Origin of the sequence: Microcystis sp. M049S2 (genome assembly GCF_020245625.1) — a bacterium.
Taxonomy (GTDB): Bacteria; Cyanobacteriota; Cyanobacteriia; order Cyanobacteriales; family Microcystaceae; genus Microcystis; species Microcystis ichthyoblabe_A.
Map to the genome: position 1 here is coordinate 1 of NZ_JADBUN010000084.1, position 19,299 is coordinate 19,299.

Sequence of the window (19,299 nt, forward strand, 5' to 3'; positions counted from 1 at the left end):
ACAGCACTTTTTCTCGGTCAATGATTAGGATAAGTTATAACTTAAAAATTAATCAACAACTAAAGCTTATGCTTGTAGCTAAGTGAAATCATTGATTAAGAGACCTGTACTTTTCAATGACTTTTTCAGCAAGCCCTAAATCCGTTGAGTATGGGCTACATATCAGGACGGGCAAAAGGTAAGAGGCAAGAGGCAAAAGTGAGAATAAATAATCAGTTTTTAATAACTGGATTTAGTATTATTATGGCAACTTCATCTTGTGTTATCCAAAGTCTAACCCGGTGGAATTATTCCTCTGTCAGATTTTTAAATTGAAGACTAAAGTTGTCGTTGAATTAAGGCTAGATTGCAGAATTTGCTTTTAGAAAATCAAAAAAGCTGAGGGCTGATAGCTAACTACTGACCGCTAGATTGCTGGTCTAAAAAAGTAGCTGCGCCGAGTTTTAATTTTATTGTTTTCAAAAGAGTACACATCAGCAAAACCCTCATTCAGTTGAGAGCCATTTTTATGTATGCCAATAAACTGTCCCCAGCATGAACCATACTTCTCTGCGACAACAATATGTTCAATAAGATGTTTACCAGATACAATGATTCTGTCATACTGATAAAAATGCAGAAGTTTATCAATACCAATCAAATCGTGATAACCTGGACGTTGATAGATAATATTTTTATCAAAATACTTGACTAATAATTTAAAATCAGAAGAATCAATAGCCTCAAATAAATTAACGATTAATTCTTCATTGGCTGTAATATTTTGAGAATTAATAGACTGATACATAGTTAATGTCTCCGTTACGTTCATTTACCAATTGCCTCCCAAAGTTGTTGTTTAATTAGGTCTAATTTGAAGAATTTCCTTCAGACCTTTAAGTAAAACCTGATTATCCGCAGGTGTACCAATCGAAGCTTTTAAAAAATATTCATCTAAACCAGCTTGCAAACCACAATCCTGAACAAAAATTTGCTTGTCCTGAAGTGCTTTAACCAACTGCTTTGATGGAATTCTCAATGAATGGGTTCCAATAAACAAGAAGTTGGTGGATGATGGATATACCAAACAACCCAACTGCGCTAAATTCTGTGCCATAATTTCCCTTTCTTGACAGATTTTTTCAATATTGGAATTTACATAATCTATATCTTTTAAGGCAACAACAGCAGCCGCAAGAGCGATCGCATTGACTGAAAATGGGTTAGCAACTCGATAAAGATAATCAATGATTGTTTCATTAGCAATACTATAACCTACCCTAAGCCCAGCCAAACCAAAACTTTTTGAGAAGCTACGCAAAACGACTAAATTAGGATATTGATCAACTAGGTCTATTACCGTTTCTTGGCAAAATTCATAATAGCATTCATCCACCACTACAATGCAATCCACTTCATTAAGGATTTTGACAATAATCTCTCGTGAGACATAATTAGCGGTAGGATTATTCGGATTAGCAATAAAAATAAGTTTTACTTCAGGGGTGACTTTCTGTAAAAGACGAGGAACTTCTAACCCAAAGTCATCTAATCTATTAACAAAAATTGGATTACCGCCAACAATCTTTGTTGCGTGTTGATAAACAAAAAATGTTGGAATCGGAATTAAAACATTCTCGCCGAATTTGACAAAAATCTTGAGCAGTAATTCAATGACAGCATCTGAGCCATTTCCCACAAAAATTTGTTCCTTTCTAGTATTCGTATAATTCGCTATTGCAGTCCGTAGAGAATGATGCAAAATTTCTGGATATCTGTTAACTGTCGTTGCGGCTTTGATCATTTCTTGGATGACGAGAGGAGAAGGTCCATAGGGCAACTCACTTTTGTCCAAAAAAACGCCTCTGTCGTGATTCAATAAGTCAGCTTTAGGAGCATTTAATGCTCTAATATGTTCGTTGATCAGATGTTTCATTTTTAAAATTACCTAATGGAAGTTTTGGAATTAATCCAGACAAGAACTTGAAGAAATTGGGACAAGTAAGTGGGCTTAATTAGTTCTTAGAAGTAGAACAAGCTTCTAGCCTTTGGACGGGCAGGATGCCTATCCCACATTTTATATTTAATCACCCAGAAACGGGAGAAATTTTCCAAGTCGAATCTGGCAAAAGTTCTAGAACTGTTTGATGATAATCAAATAAACTTTCTCGATGTCCCACACTAATAAACGTTGTTTTTATTTCTTTTAACTGTTGATATAAATTCTTTTCATTGATCAAATCCAAAGCACTAGTTGATTCATCTAAGATAACAAAATGAGGACGGGTCACTAATACTCGGGCAAAAGCCAGACGTTGTTGTTCCCCTAGTGATAATATGTTTTCCCAGGGGACTTCTTGATCAAAGCCTCCAACTCTGGTAAGCACATCTTGAAGGTTTACTTGTTGTAGAACTTCACTGAGTTCTTGATCGCTCACTTGACGATCTACATTCGGATAAAGTAATTGTTCGCGTAATGTTCCTAGAATGATATATGGACGCTGGGGTAAAAAGAGGATTTCTTTGCCTGGTGGTCGTATTAAACGTCCAGTGCCTGAATTCCATAAACCAGCGATCGCTCTTAAAAGAGAACTTTTGCCACGTCCACTCGGTCCAACAATTAATAAACCCTGTTCTGATGCTAACTCAATTGTTAAATTTTCAACGATTACTTTTTCATAATTAGGAGTTTGTAAGGTGACATGATCAAAAGCGAGGCGGTTTTCTTCAATACTTTTAATGGTGCTTACACCCTCAACTTCCTGGGTAATCGTTTCTAAGGTTTCTGAAAAAGTCACTAAACGCTCAATATAACTAGAAAGTCGTCCTGAAGTTGCAAATTCAGTGATCAATGTACCCAAAGCTGTGGCAAAAAGATTGGCGGCTAAACTAGCCTGATTTACCTGTCCAAAATCAATTTCATCTCTAATGTATAAAGGGGCGACGAGTAAAAAGGGAAACACGTTAATAATTGACTGATAGCCTCGATCAAAAAAGTTCTTATTTCTTTCCCAATTAATTTTTTGTAAAGCAGTTTGAATCAAAGAACTAAATCGTTTTTTAAGAATATTAAATTCTTGATCTTCTCCCTGAAAAAAAGCAATGGATTCGGCATGATTACGAACATGGGTAACAGCATAATTATAATTGGCTTCAACTTCGAGTTCTTCTTGATTAATGTTATTAAATTCTTGGCTTAAATAAAAGGCAATCAAATTACCGATAGTGGTATAAATAATCAAAACCACTCCAATGGTTTTAGAAATCTGCCAGAGAATCACGAAAAAAACTATCATTTCCAAGATTTTCTCGACACAAGTTGCAAAAAAACTGAGGGTTGTTTTGGCGATGGGTTTAATTTCTTGGGTTAGACGTTGATCAGGATTATCAATGTTTGAGTCAAAGTTAATCTTATAATAAGCACGATTGCTAAAATATTTCTGCAACATATAATCATTCAGCCATTCATACCAGTCAAGGGCTATTTTCTCTCTCACAAACTTAGAAAGTCCCGTTAAGAGAGTGATCAACACAAAGCTAACAACCAAAATAAAAAGATTGTTCGTAAACCCAGATAAATTTTTCTCATCAATTACATTAACCAATTGACGCAAAATAAAACTATTGAAGGCAGTAACAGCCACTAAACAGATGATTAATGATAGGAAAAGTATTAACATTCCCCAGGATTTAATAACCTCAGAAAAAACTCTACCATCTGCTTCTATTGGATACCAATAGGCTTCAAGAACTAACTTCAGTTTATTCCAAAATTCTAGAAAATTAAGCTTTGAATTAGAGTCTTTTTTCGCTTGCCCAGGAATATGTTGTGATTGCATAGTTATAAATTAAGTAAATGAATTTTTCCAATAGGGTAGTTGATTAAATTACAGATCAGCAAGCAAAACTTTGCTTTAGGTTTCAGGTTGATTAAAATGCTCTTGTATTGATTTTTTAAGTTGATCAGCCAAAATTTTGACATTGGGTTCATAGAGCATTTGTCCATGATTTCCTGGTACGGAAATCACTTGCACAGGTTTGTTACTATAAGGTTGCCATCCCCAATCGGATTGCTGATAATGGGACATGGCTTGATGTTCTTGCACCACAATTTCTTTGACATCTTGGGCGCGAAATAAAACAATAGGGGCAGAAATTACAAAATTAGGTTGATAAGCCGCATAATTGAGGGTGACTCGTTTCATCACCTCAAGATTAGTTCTGAGCAAAGATAGGGTAGAATGTTCTGGCAACACGTTGTGATGATATAACGCCTCCGCCGCAAGATACCAACGGTTTTGATCATCGGATTGGGCAGCTAATTGTTCATAGTTAAGACCTAAAGAAATTCCTTTAACAGCCTCAATTCGTTCAATCATATTCCAGATCCAATCTAGGTCGCTTCTTTTGGTAATATAATCGGGATTAGCCACCAGTCCCGCATCAAATATTCCCAATAAACTGATTATTTCCCCTTGTTGTTCTAGTTGAAAAGCCATTTCTAAGCCAACAGAACAACCCGATGAATATCCTATTAAGATATAAGGCCCTTTCGGTTGTTTTTGTTGTAAGGTTTTGATCAGCGAACTGGCATGATCTTCTACTGAAATGGGGAGGGGATGAGAACCATCCCTGCCTGGTGTTTCTAGTCCATAAACAGGATGTTCATCGGCAAAATTCATGGCAAAATCTCGAAAATAGAAGGCGTGTCCATTAGACCCAGCAACACAAAATATAGGGGTTTTCTGTCCCGAAGCTTGCAATACTAATAAGTCAGAAATAGACGGTTGTACCTCAAATTGAGACAGTTGTTGTGCCAATTGAGCAATGGTGGGATGCTGAAACAAACTGGTTAAAGACAGTTCCTGGTTAAAGCTTTTTTGAATCTGATTTAGGAGCTTAATCGCTAGTATTGAATGACCACCTAAATCAAAAAAGTTATCATGAATGCTAATTTTTTCACATTCAACTATTAAAGACCAAATTTCGGTTAATTGTTGTTCAATTTTGTTACGAGGAGCTTCATATAGACTTTGAAGTTTATGATCAGGCAGAGGTAAAGCTTGACGATCAATTTTACCATTGGGGGTTAAGGGAAATTCATCTAACCTCATAATTTGGCTAGGAATCATATAATCAGGTAAATGAGTTTTGATGTGTTGTTTTAATTGTTGCGAAAGATCATCAATTCGTTCACCTGTTATATAGACAACTAATTGCTGATTATTTTCAGTTTTATGTAAATTGACAATTACTTCTTTAATGGCAGGATGCTTTAACAACACTGCTTCAATTTCCCCTAATTCAATGCGAAATCCCCGCAATTTGATTTGATGATCAATGCGTCCTAAAAATTCAATATTGCCATCATCTCCCCATTTTGCTAAATCTCCTGTTTTATAAATTCGTTCTATTTTCCCGAATAAATTAACTTCAATAAATTTCTCAGCCGTTAAATCAGGACGATTCAAGTATCCCCTGGCTAACCCAACTCCTGCAATACATAATTCTCCTGGAACACCGATAGGAACAGGTTGTAAGTGAGAGTCTAAAATATAAACCTGCACATTGGGAATCGGACGACCAATGGTTATTTTCTCATCAAAAGATGTATATTTGGCGATCGTTGCACAAACACTTCCCTCTGTTGGGCCATAACCATTAAAGAAATTTCGTCCTTGTGACCATTTTTTCACCAATTCAGGGGAACAAGCTTCCCCCGCAACAATGATAGTTTGCAAAGAGGGTAGATTTTCCCAGGGTAGCACTGCTAAGGCTGACGGCGGTAAAGTAATATGGGTGATAGCATCATCCCGTAATCGCTCAACTAAGGGTAAACCAGGCATTAAATTGTCTTTATTTCCCAAATAAAGCGTTGCTCCCCCTCCCCAAGCCATCAAAACTTCCCAGATAAAAGCATCAAAACTAAAGGAAGCAAACTGAAGCACTCGACTTGAGGGATGCACATCAAAAGTTTCAATTTCAACCAGAGCTAAGTTACACAACCCTTTATGTTCAACCATCACCCCTTTGGGTTGTCCTGTTGAACCCGAAGTATAAATCACATAAGCCAGGTCATTAGGCTTACTTTGAAGTGCTAAATTATGGCAGGGAAATGACTCAAAATTAAGCCGATCTAAATTAATTAACTGACCAGAAAACTCCGAGAAAAACCCAGATAATTTATCATTGATAAAACTTTGCGTTAATAAGAGCGAAATTTTACTATTTTCTAATATATATTTAATTCGCTCTTCTGGATAATTGGAGTCAATCGGAACATAAGCTGCACCTGCTTTAAGAACTGCCAATAAGGCGATCGCCATGTCTAAAGAACGTTCAATACAAATTCCAATCAAGGTATCAGGTTTAATTTGATAATTTTGATGTAAGAAATGAGCTAACTGGTTAGCTTTTTGATTTAGTTCTTGATAAGTTAAACTTTGTTCTTCAAAGACTAATGCTATATTGTCAGGGGTTTTATTTACTTGTTCTTCAAATAAATCAACTAAGGTTTTATCTTGAGGATAATTTGTATTTGTTTGATTCCAAAGTTCTAATTTTTCTTGGTCAGCTTTGGTTAGCCAAGATAGGGTCGAAATTGTTTGCTGTGGGTTAGTAACAATTTGTTGTAATAAAACTTCCCAATGTTCTGCCATTCGCTGAATGGTTGTTGTTGCAAATAGATCAGTTGCGTATTCCCAAGTACAATTTAATTGACCATCAGATTCTAGTACCAAAAGGGATAAATCAAACTTAGCAAAGGGATAACTTGAGCCTAACCATTCAATCTTTAATTCTGGTAGATTGAAATCCTGATTGTCATTATTTTCTACAGTAAACATTACTTGAAAAATAGGATTATAGCTAAGGCTACGAACAGGCTTTAATTGTTCGACAAGAAACTCAAAAGGAATATCCTGATGCTGATAAGCTTCTAAACAAGTTTGACGAGTTTGGTGTAAAAATTGTTGAAAATTTTGTTCCGACTTAATTTGATTTCGCATCACTAAAGTATTGGCAAAAAAGCCGATTAATCCTTCAGTTTGAGGATGGGGACGATTGGCAATGGGTGAACCAATACATAAATCATTTTGGCGGCTATAACGAGAGAGTAAAAGACTAAAAACCGTTAATAAAAGCATATATAAACTTACCCCCTCTTGTTGGCTGAGGCTGTTTAATTGCTCAGTTAATTCAGGGGTTAAGGTATGGCTATAATGAGATCCTTTATAACTTTGTATTGGGGGACGGGGATAATCTGTGGGTAATTCTAATCGTGGTGGTGCGTCTTTTAGTTGTTTTTTCCAATAGTTAATCTGAGTTTCTAATACCTCTCCCTGTAACCAATTTCGCTGCCAAGTTGCAAAGTCGCTATATTGAATTGGTAAGGGTTCAAGGGTTGGTTTTTGTCCTTGGGAAAAGGCAAGATAAGCATGGCATAATTCACGAATAAAGATACCTATTGACCAGCCATCACTGCTGATATGGTGCATATTTAGCAGCAAAATAAATTGATTGTTTTTTAATTGTAATAATTTAGCTTTAAATAAAGGGCCAGTTTTGAGATTAAACGGTTCTTGAACATGATTATTGATTAAGGTTTGAACCATTATAGACTGAGTTGGTTGATCAAGATTGCTTAAATCTTGTACACTCAAAATGTTAAAATTTTCTATATTTTTAATCCGAATTTTGGGTTGCCCTTCCACAGTGGGAAAATACATTCGCAAACTTTCATGGCGATCGATGACATAGGCTAAACTCTCAGAGAGAACATCAACATTAAGTTTTCCCTCCAATTGTAAACTCATGGGCATATTATATGTGGCATTAGAGTTTTCAATTTGCCCTAAAAACCAAAGTCTTTGTTGAGCGAACGAAAGCTGTTTTAAGGCATTTGTAGGTAATTTAGGAATATCTTTTTGAGATGTAACAGCTTGGTCTTTAGCTGTATTTAAAAAAGCTAAAATTTCTGTTTTATTAATTTTTATTTGTTGGATTAATTCAGCTGGAATGTCATTTTTTGTTTTCCGAAGACGTAACTTGTCTCCATCAGCAGAAATTCGACATCCGAGTTCCCGCAACCGGCCCATTAACTTAATAATTTGTTGATCATTACTCATAATTCAATTTCCTCTTCATCTAAAGGTTGAGAATCCTCTGAAGCATTAACCCATAAACAGGTATCAAGATAGTTCGCTAATTCCTTAAGAATGGGATATTCAAATACTTTACTTAGGGGTAATTCTATTTTTAATTGGTCACGAATACGGGCAATTAACTGGGTCGCTAAAAGTGAATGTCCTCCCAAATTAAAGAAATTATCCTGTCGAGAAATTACCTCATATTTAAGTAGTTTAGCCCATAAACCTGCCAATAATTCTTCTGTAGGGTTTTCAGGTAATTCAATGTCAGTTAATAAGATAGGTGTATTCGGATCAGGAAGAACTTTACGATCTATTTTTCCATTGGGCGTTAAGGGTAATTTCTCCAGTTGAACAAAATGACTGGGAATCATATAATCAGGGAGGGTTTCCCCTAAATACTCTCGGAACTGGGCAATTAAAGCGGGATCAAGATGATTAGTTTCTAGGGTTAAAGGTTGGTTAGCATAATTTTTCCAGCTTAGGGAATCTAAGCTATTTTTAGAAGCAAAACGAGGCTGACTAAAAGGATAGGTTGTATTACGTTGAAAAATGACTTGATAAGTGGAAAATTCGCGATCGCTATATTGAACAAATGGAGTATAGGGTAAGTCCTCCGTCAAGGTTCGTAATGCTTCAGGGTTGATACCAATTTCCATCTGGCTTAAAATGGCTTTCAATTGTTTAACGGTTCCCTCAAACTCAGGAACTTTTTCCAATAAAACTATTTCTGAAATTAGACGAATATTGGGAATATTTTCAATCCCTAACAAATCAGGTTTTTGAGTGTCTAAAATACGTTGAATCTTTTCTAGACTGAGTTGTTCTACTTCCCAGTTTAACCATTGCCATTCTGCAACTAATAGTTGAGGTTGATCTAAATATAGAACAACATCGTAACGAAAACGATTCATTTCTGTCTGATTATAACCCCGTTTTAATTCAATTTGGACTTGACTAATACGAGGATATTTTTGTTTTAGGAAAATAAAGAAATCTGGATCAATCAGTAATTCTTCTTCTGTCCTCAAACCGTTTCTAATTCGTTGACGTAATTCTTTAATGGATAGGTCATCATCCGCACGATAAAATTCAACGGCTGTATGGAAAGCCTCTAGAAGTTTAAGGTTTCTCACATCCCCAATTAAGATTTTACCCCCTGTCTCTATAGAGTTGATTACCCCATCTAAAACACCCAATAGGTAATCAACTGAGGGGAAATATTGAATCACAGAATTGAGAATAACTAAATCATAACTTTGGGGAGTAATTCCCTCAAATTGGTTCGCTGAACTTTGCTTTAATGTAACCTTTTTATCTAGATTTTGTAATCTTAAATTTTCCTGAACATACTGTAAAGCTTTGGTTGAAAAATCCGTCCCGAAAAAGGTTTGACAATGGGGCGCAATTTTAAATAATAACATCCCTGTTCCACAACCAATTTCCCAAACTCGTTTAGGTGCTAATTCTAGAATTTGTTCAACAGTTTTGTCTCGCCATTCTTCCATCAAATTTTGAGGAATCGGTTCTCCTGTATAGCTATCATTCCAACCTGCTAAATTAAGGGTAAAATCTTTTTCAGGAGTCTGGGGTTGAAAGTAAGCTCTATTGAAAACTTCTTGCCACATTTCCACCTGTTCTCCTTGTAAATATTCAGTTTCTGAGTCTTTTTTAGAGAGAACAATATAAGCCACCAAATTGGCATCAAAATCTGTATTTTTTCGTGCAATAACAACAGATTCCTTGATGTCTGGATGTTTGACTAAAGATGCTTCAATTTCTCCTAATTCAATGCGAAATCCTCTAATTTTAACTTGATGATCAATGCGACCTAAGTATTGTAAATTACCATCTAATAGCCAACGAGCAAGATCACCTGTTTTGTAAATTCGCTCAGTTTGGTTAAATAGATTAAGATTAATGAATTTTTCCGCGCTAAGATCGGGACGATTCCAATAACCTTGGGCTAAACCTGAACCTGCAATGCAAAGTTCTCCAGGAATACCAGGAGCCACAGGTTGATTATAACTGTCTAGAATATAGAGGCGAGTATTCGCGATCGCTTTACCGATAGTTGGTTCTTGTTGAGCATTTCTGAACACTTTTGTAAAGGTAGAATAAGTTGTATCTTCCGAGGGTCCATAAAGATTATAAATCAATTTGGCGGATGTCTGTTTATATAAAGCTTGTACTAAATTATTTTTTAATGGTTCACCTGCTAAATTTATCACTTGGACTGTTGCTGGAATAGCATTCATATTAAGCAATTCAGCCGCAGCACTTGGTACGGTATTAATTAAGGTAATAGGCACAATGCTGTTACGAATTTGCTCAGTATCCAGGGCATTTTTAACGATAATAATACTACCTCCTTGAGTTAGGGGAACAAACATTTCAAAGATGGAAAGATCGAAACAAATTGAGGTTGATGCTAAGACCCCTGAGAGTTGTTCTGCACTGAAGACGGAATGCGCCCATTCAAGCAGCACTGTGGTACTAGAATGGGCAATAGCAACCCCTTTGGGTTTACCTGTAGAACCAGAGGTATAAATAATATAAGCTAAATCATCAGGATTACTTTGACGAGGAGGATTATTAATTGATTGATTTTGCCATTTTTTCTGATCTAATGAAATGATAAAACAAGAATTATCTTGTTGTTTAAGCGATAACTTTTCTTGAAATAAATCAGTTGTTATTAATATAGGTACTTGACTATCTTCAAGTATAAAGTGGATGCGATCGCGAGGGTAATTAGGGTCAATGGGAACGTAGGCACTACCTGTTTTCAGAATAGCTAATAAACTGATGATCATTTCAGGCGATCTCTCAACACAAATTCCTATTAACGAATTATCTGGTAATTGATGTTGTTTTTTAAAATCTGATAAATAATTAGCCAGTTGATTAGCTTTTTCGTTCAGTTGCTGATAACTTAAGCTTTGTTCTTTAAATACAATGGCAATATTGTCATGGTTTTTTGTTACTTGATATTCAAACAAAGTGACCAAAGTTTGATCTTTTGGATAATCAATATCGGTTTGATTCCAGATTTTAAATTGTTCAATTTCTGTCGTTGTAATGAACGGTAATTTATAAATAGATTGTTGAGGAGAATCAACAATTGCTTCTAGCAAAATTTCCCAATGTTGTGCCATCCTTTGAATGGTTTCCCCTGCAAATAAATCTGTGGCGTATTCCCAAATACAATGAAGCTTATTATCATACTCGGATAAATCTAATTTCAAATCAAACTTAGCAAAGGGATAATTCTGTTCAAACCATTTAATCTCAAGTTCTGGCAAACTAATTTTAGTACCTACCTCTGCGGTATTTTGCAAGACTAACATAACCTGAAATAAGGGGTTATAACTGAGACTTCTTTCTGGTTGTAATTGTTCGACTAAATACTCAAATGGGATATCCTGATGAGCATAAGCATCTAAACAAATTTGTCGAGTTTGTTGCAATAAATCTATGAAACTGTTATCAACATTAATCTTATTTCTTAATACCAAAGTATTGACAAAAAAGCCCATCAAATCTTCAGTCTGACGATGGGTGCGGTTAGCAATAGGAGAACCAATACACAAATCATTTTGACCACTGTATCGAGACAGTAAAACACTAAAAGCAGCTAAGGCAGTCATAAAAAGGGTAACGCCCTGTTTTTGGCTTAAACTTTTAAGTTTATGGGTTAATTCTGCCGTCAACTCACATTCATAGAGAACCCCCTTATAACTCTGCTGTGGCGGACGAGAATAGTCTGTGGGAAGTTCTAATAAAGCAGGTGCATGGTTGAGTTGATTTTTCCAATAGTTTAATTGGGTTTCTAAAACATCTCCTTGTAGCCAATTTTGTTGCCAAGCTGCATAATCAGTATAGTCAATCGGTAAAGGTTCCCATTGAGGAGTTTGGCCTTCAACTAAGGCACGATAAACCTGTTGCCATTCTCGCTTAAATACCCCCATTGACCAACCATCACTGATGATGTGGTGCATATTGATTAAGAGGACAAAATCTCTTTCTCCTAATTGTAATAATTTGGCTTTAAATAGAGGGCCAGTATTTAAGTTAAAAGGTTCTTGTGCGTGGTTATTGACCAATTCTTGTAGGGTTTCTTTTTGCGTTTGAGAATCAAGATTTTCTAAATTTTCAATGGCTAAAACTTCTATTTCTTCGGGATTTTGAATGATGACTTGAGGTTTTCCATCAACGGCGGGAAAATAAGTGCGTAAAATTGAATGACGTTCAATTAAATAGAAAAAGCTTAACTTCAACGCTTCTAGATTGAGATTTCCTTGAAGTTGTAATGCCATAGGCATATTATAAATTGCCGATATTCCTAACCCTTCAAGTTGGGCTAAAAACCAAAGTCTTGATTGAGCAAAAGATAGGGTTTTTGGGGAGTTTTTGGCTTGGGGAATAATGGGAGGTAAACTAACTGCCGATGATACTTGACTAATTTCTGTCGCTAACTCTGATAATTGGGGATGTTCAAATACTTTACGAACGGCTAATTCTACCCCAAAACTATTACGAATACGGGTGACTAATTGGGTAGCTAATAGGGAATGTCCCCCCAATTCAAAGAAGTTATCCCGACGACCCACAGACTTGATTTGCAAGAGGTCTTGCCATAGACTGGCCAATAATTCTTCTGTGGGAGTAACAGGCATTTCGCCATTGGTAAATATTTTTAAATCAGGGATCGGCAGGGCTTTTTGATCTAATTTTCCATTAGGGGTTAGGGGAAGAGTTTCCAAGACCATAATCTGACTTGGAATCATGTAATTGGGTAAACGGCTTTTCAATAAGCTTTTCAGTTCATCCCTGAGATCACGGTGTTTTTCTTGCAGGATAATATAAGCTACTAATTGCTGATTATTTTCAGTTTCATATAGGTTAACAACAGCTTGTTTAACGATGGGATGCGCTAATAAAACCGCCTCAATTTCTCCCAATTCAATGCGAAATCCCCGCAGTTTTACTTGCTGATCAATACGTCCTAAAAATTTCAGATTGCCATCAGCTTGCCATTTTGCTAAATCTCCTGTTTTATAAATTCGTTCGGTTTTTCCCAATAGGTTAGCTTCAATAAACTTCTCAGCCGTTAAGTCGGGACGATTGAAATATCCCCTCGCTAAACAGACTCCTGCAATACATAATTCTCCAGGTATGCCTGGTGGTAAAATTTGCTGATTCCCATCTAAAATATAGGCACGGATATTATCTAACGGTTTACCAATATTGGGTTCTTGACCATTTGCCTGACAAAGAGAAAGTGTCGCTGTCACCGTCGTTTCTGTAGGGCCATAGCAGTTAAACAACTGTCTTTGGTTTGCCCATTTCTCTACCACTTCAGCCGAACAAGCTTCCCCCCCAACAGCTATATTTTCTAAATAGGATAAGTTGGCTTGAGGTAAAACAGATAGGGCTGAAGGCGATAAAAAGCTATGGGTTATTTTGTTAGTTTCTAGAAAGTTTACTAAGGTTTGAGTCGGTAGTAATGTTTCTTTTTCTGCTAAATATAAACAAGCACCATGACTAAGATTAGTAGCAATTTCTCCAATGGATAAATCAAAACTAAAAGACCCAAACTGAAGTAAACGACTTTGCGGTTTAATGTCTAATAATTTGCCCCAATTTAAGCAAAGATTAACAATTGATTGATGTTCAATCATTACTCCTTTAGGTTGTCCTGTTGAACCCGAAGTATAAATCACATAGGCTAGGTCATTAGGCTTATTTTGAACTGTTAAATTGTGGCTTGGAAATAAGTCATAATCAAACCGATCTAAATCAATAAATTGGCTTAAAGATTTTAGGTGAGATAGGGATAATTTATCTTGAACAAAACTCTGGGTTAAGAGGAGTGAAATTTTACTATTTTCTAAAATAAATTTAATTCTATCTTCTGGATAATCGGAGTCAATCGGAACATAAGCAGCACCCGCTTTTAAAACTCCTAATAAACCGATAACCATTTCTAATGAACGTTCGGTACAAATCCCAATTAAGTTATCTGGTTCAATCTGATAGTTTTCTCGTAAATAATGAGCTAACTGGTTAGCTTTTTGATTGAGTTCTTGGTAGGTTAAGCTTGTCTGTTCAAAGACTAATGCTATATTATTAGGGGTTTGATTAACCTGTTTTTCAAATAAATCAACTAAAGTTTTATCTTGGCAATAGTTACTATCCGTTTGATTCCAAATTTCCAGTTGTTTTTGGTTAGATTCCGTCAGCAAAGGTAAAGTATTAATTGACTGTTGAGGATGATCAACAATTCCCTGTAATAAGACCTCTAAATGTTTTGCTATTCCTTGAATGGTCTTGGCTTCAAATAAATCTGTCCGATATTCTAATTCTGCGATTAACCCCTGGGGAGTTTCCCGACAAATCAACCCTAAATCAAATAACGTTGTTTTGTTTTCCCAATCAAAATTACTGATAGTTAACTCTGACAATTCTAAGGTCTCTTGAGATTCATTTTGTAAGGTAAAAAATACTTGAAATAGGGGATGATTGCTCGGTGATCGCTCGATTTGTAATTCGTCAATTAATTTCTCAAAGGGTAAGTCTTGATGATCATAAGATGCCAGGGTTTTATCCTTAACTTGTTGCAACAATTCCAAAAAAGTAAGATGACTTTGTAAATTAGTTCGTAAGGCTAAAGTGTTCACAAAAAAGCCCATTAATGGCTCTAATTCTTGACGATTTCGATTAGCGATCGCCGTTCCAATGACGATATCTTCCTGTCCACTATAGCGATAAAGTAGCACAGTAAAGGCAGTAAGAAGGGTCATAAACAGAGTTGTCCCTGATGTTTGACTTAATCCCTTCAATTGCTGTGTTAAGGTCAGGCTGAGGTGTATAGATTGACTAGAACCTTCATAGGTTTGTACAGAGGGACGTGGTTTATCAATGGGAAATTCTAAGAGAGGGGGAGCATTTTTTAATTGTTGCCGCCAATAATTGAGTTGGGTTTCTAGTATTTCTCCCTGTAACCATTGTCGCTGCCAATGGGCAAAATCAGCGTATTGAAGAGCTAATTTTGGCAAAGAAGCAGGTTGATTCAGACGAAAAGAAATATAAAGAGTAGATAATTCTTGATGAAATAGAGCGACTGACCAACCATCAAAAATAATGTGATGAATAACCAACAATAAAATATGAAATTGAGGATTTATTTCGAGTAATTTTATGCGTAATAAAGGACTCGTTGATAAGTCAAAAGGGGTTTGCAGTTCTTCGGCTGCTAATTGTCGCGCCTTCTCTAATTTAATATTTTCTGTCTCTCCTTCTAAATTAATCACTGGTATAGTTAACTGATAAGGAGGATTAATAACCTGTACAGGAGACTCGTTAACCACAGAAAAAGTCGTCCGTAATATTTCATGACGGTTAATAATTTCCGAGATCGCTTGCTCTAGTGCTTTTAAATTAAGACTTCCCTTAATTTCCCAAAAAATAGGCACATGATAAGGAGAATTTTCTTGATCAAATTGAGCTAAAAACCAGAGTCTCGTTTGAGCAAAAGACAGAGGAATATCTTCTTCCCTTGATACAGGAATCAATGATGATTTTTGCTTCTGTTGATTATTATCCGTTTTTGACTGCTGCTGCTTCAGCTTTTGCAGCACTAATTCGCGTTTTTCAGAAGAAAGATTTTCTAAACGTTTTAGCAGATCACTCATAGGATTTGTAGGTTCTCTGGAAATTGGGTTTATAAATTTATCTTATCTAGTCCAAGGGCGATCACAATCCGCCCCTACACAAGGTTTTTGGGGAATCATAGGGGCGCAAGCTGCGCCCAAAAGCAGCAAATTTGACAATTGACACAATTTATCGAAGAGAGCCAATTTTTAGTGGCCACATTTTGCATTCCTCGTTTTACCTACTCCTAAAATTATAGCAGTAGTTGACTTGAAAATCACAAAATTAATTGTTGTGCCGCTTCATCTTCAGATAATTCGTCAATCTCCCCCAAGATTTGCACCAACTCATCACTCTTTACTTGTTCAATCTGTTGGTTAACAACTTTATTTGCTAGTTGGCTAATGGTAGGATTTTCAAACAAGCAGCGGAAAGGAAACTCAATTTCAAAGGTTTCTTTTAATCGAGAAATCAGTTGGGTTGCCAGTAAGGAATGACCTCCTAATTCAAAAAAATTATCATATATCCCTACCTTTGTCAACTGTAGAACTTCAGTCCAAATTGTTACTAATTCACGTTCTGTAGAAGTTCGAGGAGCAACAAATTCAACTCCGAAATTCTGCTGGGAAATATCGGCAGCAGGTAAACCAAGACGATTGATTTTACCATTAGCAGTTAGAGGAAATTTGTCTAAAAAGACAAAAGCATTCGGAATCATATAATTAGGCAATTTTTGACTCAGATAACTTCTGACATCACGGGCTACTAATTGATAATTTTGGGGAACCAGATAAGCAACTAAAGATTTATTTCCAGGAACATCTTCTCGTATTATAACAATAGCTTCCCTTATTTCAGAATAATTAGTTAAAACCGTCTCAATTTCCCCTAATTCAACGCGGAAACCGCGTATTTTTACCTGATTGTCAATGCGCCCCAAAAACTCCAGATTTCCATCGTTCAGACGACGCACTAAATCCCCTGTTTTATAAAGACTATCCTCAGCTAAAAAAGGATTATCAATAAACTTTTCATGGGTTAAAATTGGCTGATTCAAATAACCTCTGGCAACACTTTTTCCGCCTATGTAAACTTCGCCAGGAACCCCGATAGGAACCCGTTGTAAATTATGATCAAGTAAGTAAACTCTTCTATCCCCAATAGGTTTACCAATGGGAATTGAGTTGACATTTTGATCGAGTTGTTTGGGAATCACATAACAAGAGGTAAATACGGTACATTCTGAAGGTCCATAACCATTAATAATTTGTGTTTGTGGTAATAAATCTAAAGCACGACGAACATGAGAAACAGACAAAGTTTCTCCTCCTATGATCAGTTGTTTAACTTCTAATAAAGCTTCTGGAATTTTATCAATAATTAGGTTAAATAAAGCACAAGTCAGCCAGAGAATATTCACCCCTTCTTCTTTGATAATTTTACTCAAGTTTTCAGGAGTGGGAACATTGTCTGGGAAAACCACACAACGCCCCCCATAAAGCAATGGTGGCCACAATTCTAAAGTTAAAGCATCCCAAGAAATTGAAGAATGTTGTAGCCAAATATTGTCAGGATCAAGCTTAATATAATCAACCCCAAACATAAAACCGATGAAGCTACGATGAGGGACTTCTGTTCCTTTTGGGATTCCCGTTGAACCTGACGTATAAATAATATAAGCTAAGTTATCAGGAGTAACTTGAGTTAATAAATTGTCAGAGGAATATTGACTAATATTTTCCCATTCTGACTCAATATTAATGACCTGTTGAATATCCTCAACTTGTAGTTGATTAGATAAATGAGTTTGAGTTAAGAGTATGGGGCATTTTACATCTTCGAGCATGAAAGCTAATCTTTCCACTGGATAAGTAACATCTAAAGGAACATAAGCCCCTCCTGCTTTAAGAATCCCTAGAATTGCGATTACCATCAAAGGCGATCTTTCAATACAAACCCCTATTTTATCCTCTAATTTTATGCCTAAAAATTGTAAATAATGGGCTAATTGATTAGCTCTTTGGTTTAATTCTTGATAGGTTAATTGTTCATTTTTATAAATGATTGCGATCGCATCAGGAGTCTTTTCTACCTGTTTCTCAAACAACCGATGAATACATTGATAGTCAATAGTTTTGATCAGAGAATCATTTTGATTTTCTGCTAATATTAATTGTTCTTCCTCCACTTTAGTTAATAATGAAAATTCAGAGAGATGTAGTTCTGGATGATTCGCCATTCCTGCTAATAAGGTTTGCAAATGTCCAATCATACGCTCAATTGTTTCTGCTTCAAAGCGACGGGTATCATAGACAATTCTTCCTGATAATTCTACATTAGGAATAATCACAACTGTCAAAGGATAGTTTGTTCTTTCTAAACACCGAATCTCAGTAATTTCTAAGGTTTTTTCCGAAGCATTTTTCGACGAATCTACTGGATAATTTTCAAATACTAAAATACTTTCAAATAAAGACATTTTCGGCGGAATATCACTATTTTTCTGAATATCAGCCAAGGAATAATAAGTATAGGGTTCTTGTTCAAATTGCTGACTTTGTAATGTTTTTAACCAAGGAATTAATTTCTCTTTCCCAGAAATTTGTAATCGCACTGGTAAAGTATTGATAAATAGCCCAACCATTGTATCAATGTTTGGTAACTCACTCGTGCGTCCAGATACCGTTGCACCAAAAACAATATCCGTTTCTCCACTATAACGAGAAAGCAGTAAACCCCAGGCTCCTTGTACTAAATTATTAAGGGTTAAATGATGTTTTTGTGCCAATGATTGTAATTGATTTGTAATCTCAAAAGATAACTTAAAAGGGATTTCTTGATAAGTTTCTTGTTGGGATTTATGATCAATCAATTTATCCACAACCAGAGGTGTAGGTGCTTCAATCCCCTTAAGTCTTTGTTGCCAAAATTTCTTAGCTTGAGAACTATCTTGTTGCTGTAACCAACTAATATATTCTCGATAGGGATGACAGAATTTTAATTGTAAAGATTCACCTCGATTATAACTTTCATATAAGTCAAAAACCTCTTGAAGAATAATCTGCATTGACCAACCATCAAACAGAATATGATGATGACTCCAAATAAATTGATAACTGTCGGTTTCTAACTCTATTAAAGCAAAACGCATTAAAGGTGCTTGATCAAGTTCAATACCTAAAGTGCGATCGCTTTTCAAAAATGACTCTAATGCCTCTTTCTGTTGTAAATTGTCCCAATGTTTCCAGTCATAAACCATCCAAGGCAACTCTACTATCTGACTGACTATTTGCAGAGGTTTCTCAATTTCTTCCCAATGAAAAGAACTTCTTAACACAGGATATTTGGCCACAATTTTTTGCCAAGCCTCTTGAAAAAATGAAAGATTCAATTGTCCTTTTAAGGTACAAACTAGCTGCTCAAAATACACCTCAGACTCTGGGGAATAAAGGGTATGAAAGAGCATACCTTGTTGCATCGGAGAAAGGGAATAAATATCTTCAATGTTATTCATTAA

6 protein-coding genes are annotated in these 19,299 nt (G+C 35.9%); all 6 read right to left on the reverse strand.

The features are described from left to right. Positions 1–406: 406 nt before the first annotated feature. On the reverse strand, positions 407–787 hold the full coding sequence (locus IM496_RS07085; protein WP_223211207.1) for a nuclear transport factor 2 family protein: 381 nt from the start codon (positions 785–787) through the stop codon (positions 407–409). Positions 788–838: 51 nt separating this feature from the next. Beyond that, positions 839–1,915 (reverse strand): histidinol-phosphate transaminase, encoded by a 1,077-nt coding sequence (gene hisC / locus IM496_RS07090; protein ID WP_193977351.1) that lies wholly within the window; start codon positions 1,913–1,915, stop codon positions 839–841. 151 nt (positions 1,916–2,066) lie between these two features. Further along, positions 2,067–3,818: an ABC transporter ATP-binding protein/permease gene (locus tag IM496_RS07095; protein ID WP_194013925.1), complete on the reverse strand. Its 1,752-nt coding sequence runs from the start codon at positions 3,816–3,818 to the stop codon at positions 2,067–2,069. 75 nt (positions 3,819–3,893) lie between these two features. Continuing rightward, positions 3,894–8,105: a non-ribosomal peptide synthetase gene (locus tag IM496_RS07100; protein ID WP_287661616.1), complete on the reverse strand. Its 4,212-nt coding sequence runs from the start codon at positions 8,103–8,105 to the stop codon at positions 3,894–3,896. Further along, positions 8,102–15,823 carry a non-ribosomal peptide synthetase gene (locus tag IM496_RS07105; RefSeq protein ID WP_287661617.1) on the reverse strand — a complete coding sequence of 2,574 codons (7,722 nt, stop codon included), beginning with the start codon at positions 15,821–15,823 and terminating at the stop codon, positions 8,102–8,104. Before IM496_RS07105 ends, IM496_RS07100 begins: the two co-directional genes overlap by 4 nt. A gap of 236 nt (positions 15,824–16,059) precedes the next feature. After that, entirely contained in the window at positions 16,060–19,296 is a 3,237-nt protein-coding gene (locus IM496_RS07110) for a non-ribosomal peptide synthetase (RefSeq protein WP_287661618.1), read from the reverse strand. Positions 19,297–19,299 lie beyond the last annotated feature (3 nt).

Coding starts and splice junctions, on each gene's coding strand:
- IM496_RS07100 (WP_287661616.1), bottom strand. CDS start 8,105: ATGAGTAATGATCAACAAATTATTAAGTTAATGGGCCGGTTGCGGGAA.
- IM496_RS07085 (WP_223211207.1), bottom strand. CDS start 787: ATGTATCAGTCTATTAATTCTCAAAATATTACAGCCAATGAAGAATTA.
- IM496_RS07105 (WP_287661617.1), bottom strand. CDS start 15,823: ATGAGTGATCTGCTAAAACGTTTAGAAAATCTTTCTTCTGAAAAACGC.
- hisC (WP_193977351.1), bottom strand. CDS start 1,915: ATGAAACATCTGATCAACGAACATATTAGAGCATTAAATGCTCCTAAA.
- IM496_RS07110 (WP_287661618.1), bottom strand. CDS start 19,296: ATGAATAACATTGAAGATATTTATTCCCTTTCTCCGATGCAACAAGGT.
- IM496_RS07095 (WP_194013925.1), bottom strand. CDS start 3,818: ATGCAATCACAACATATTCCTGGGCAAGCGAAAAAAGACTCTAATTCA.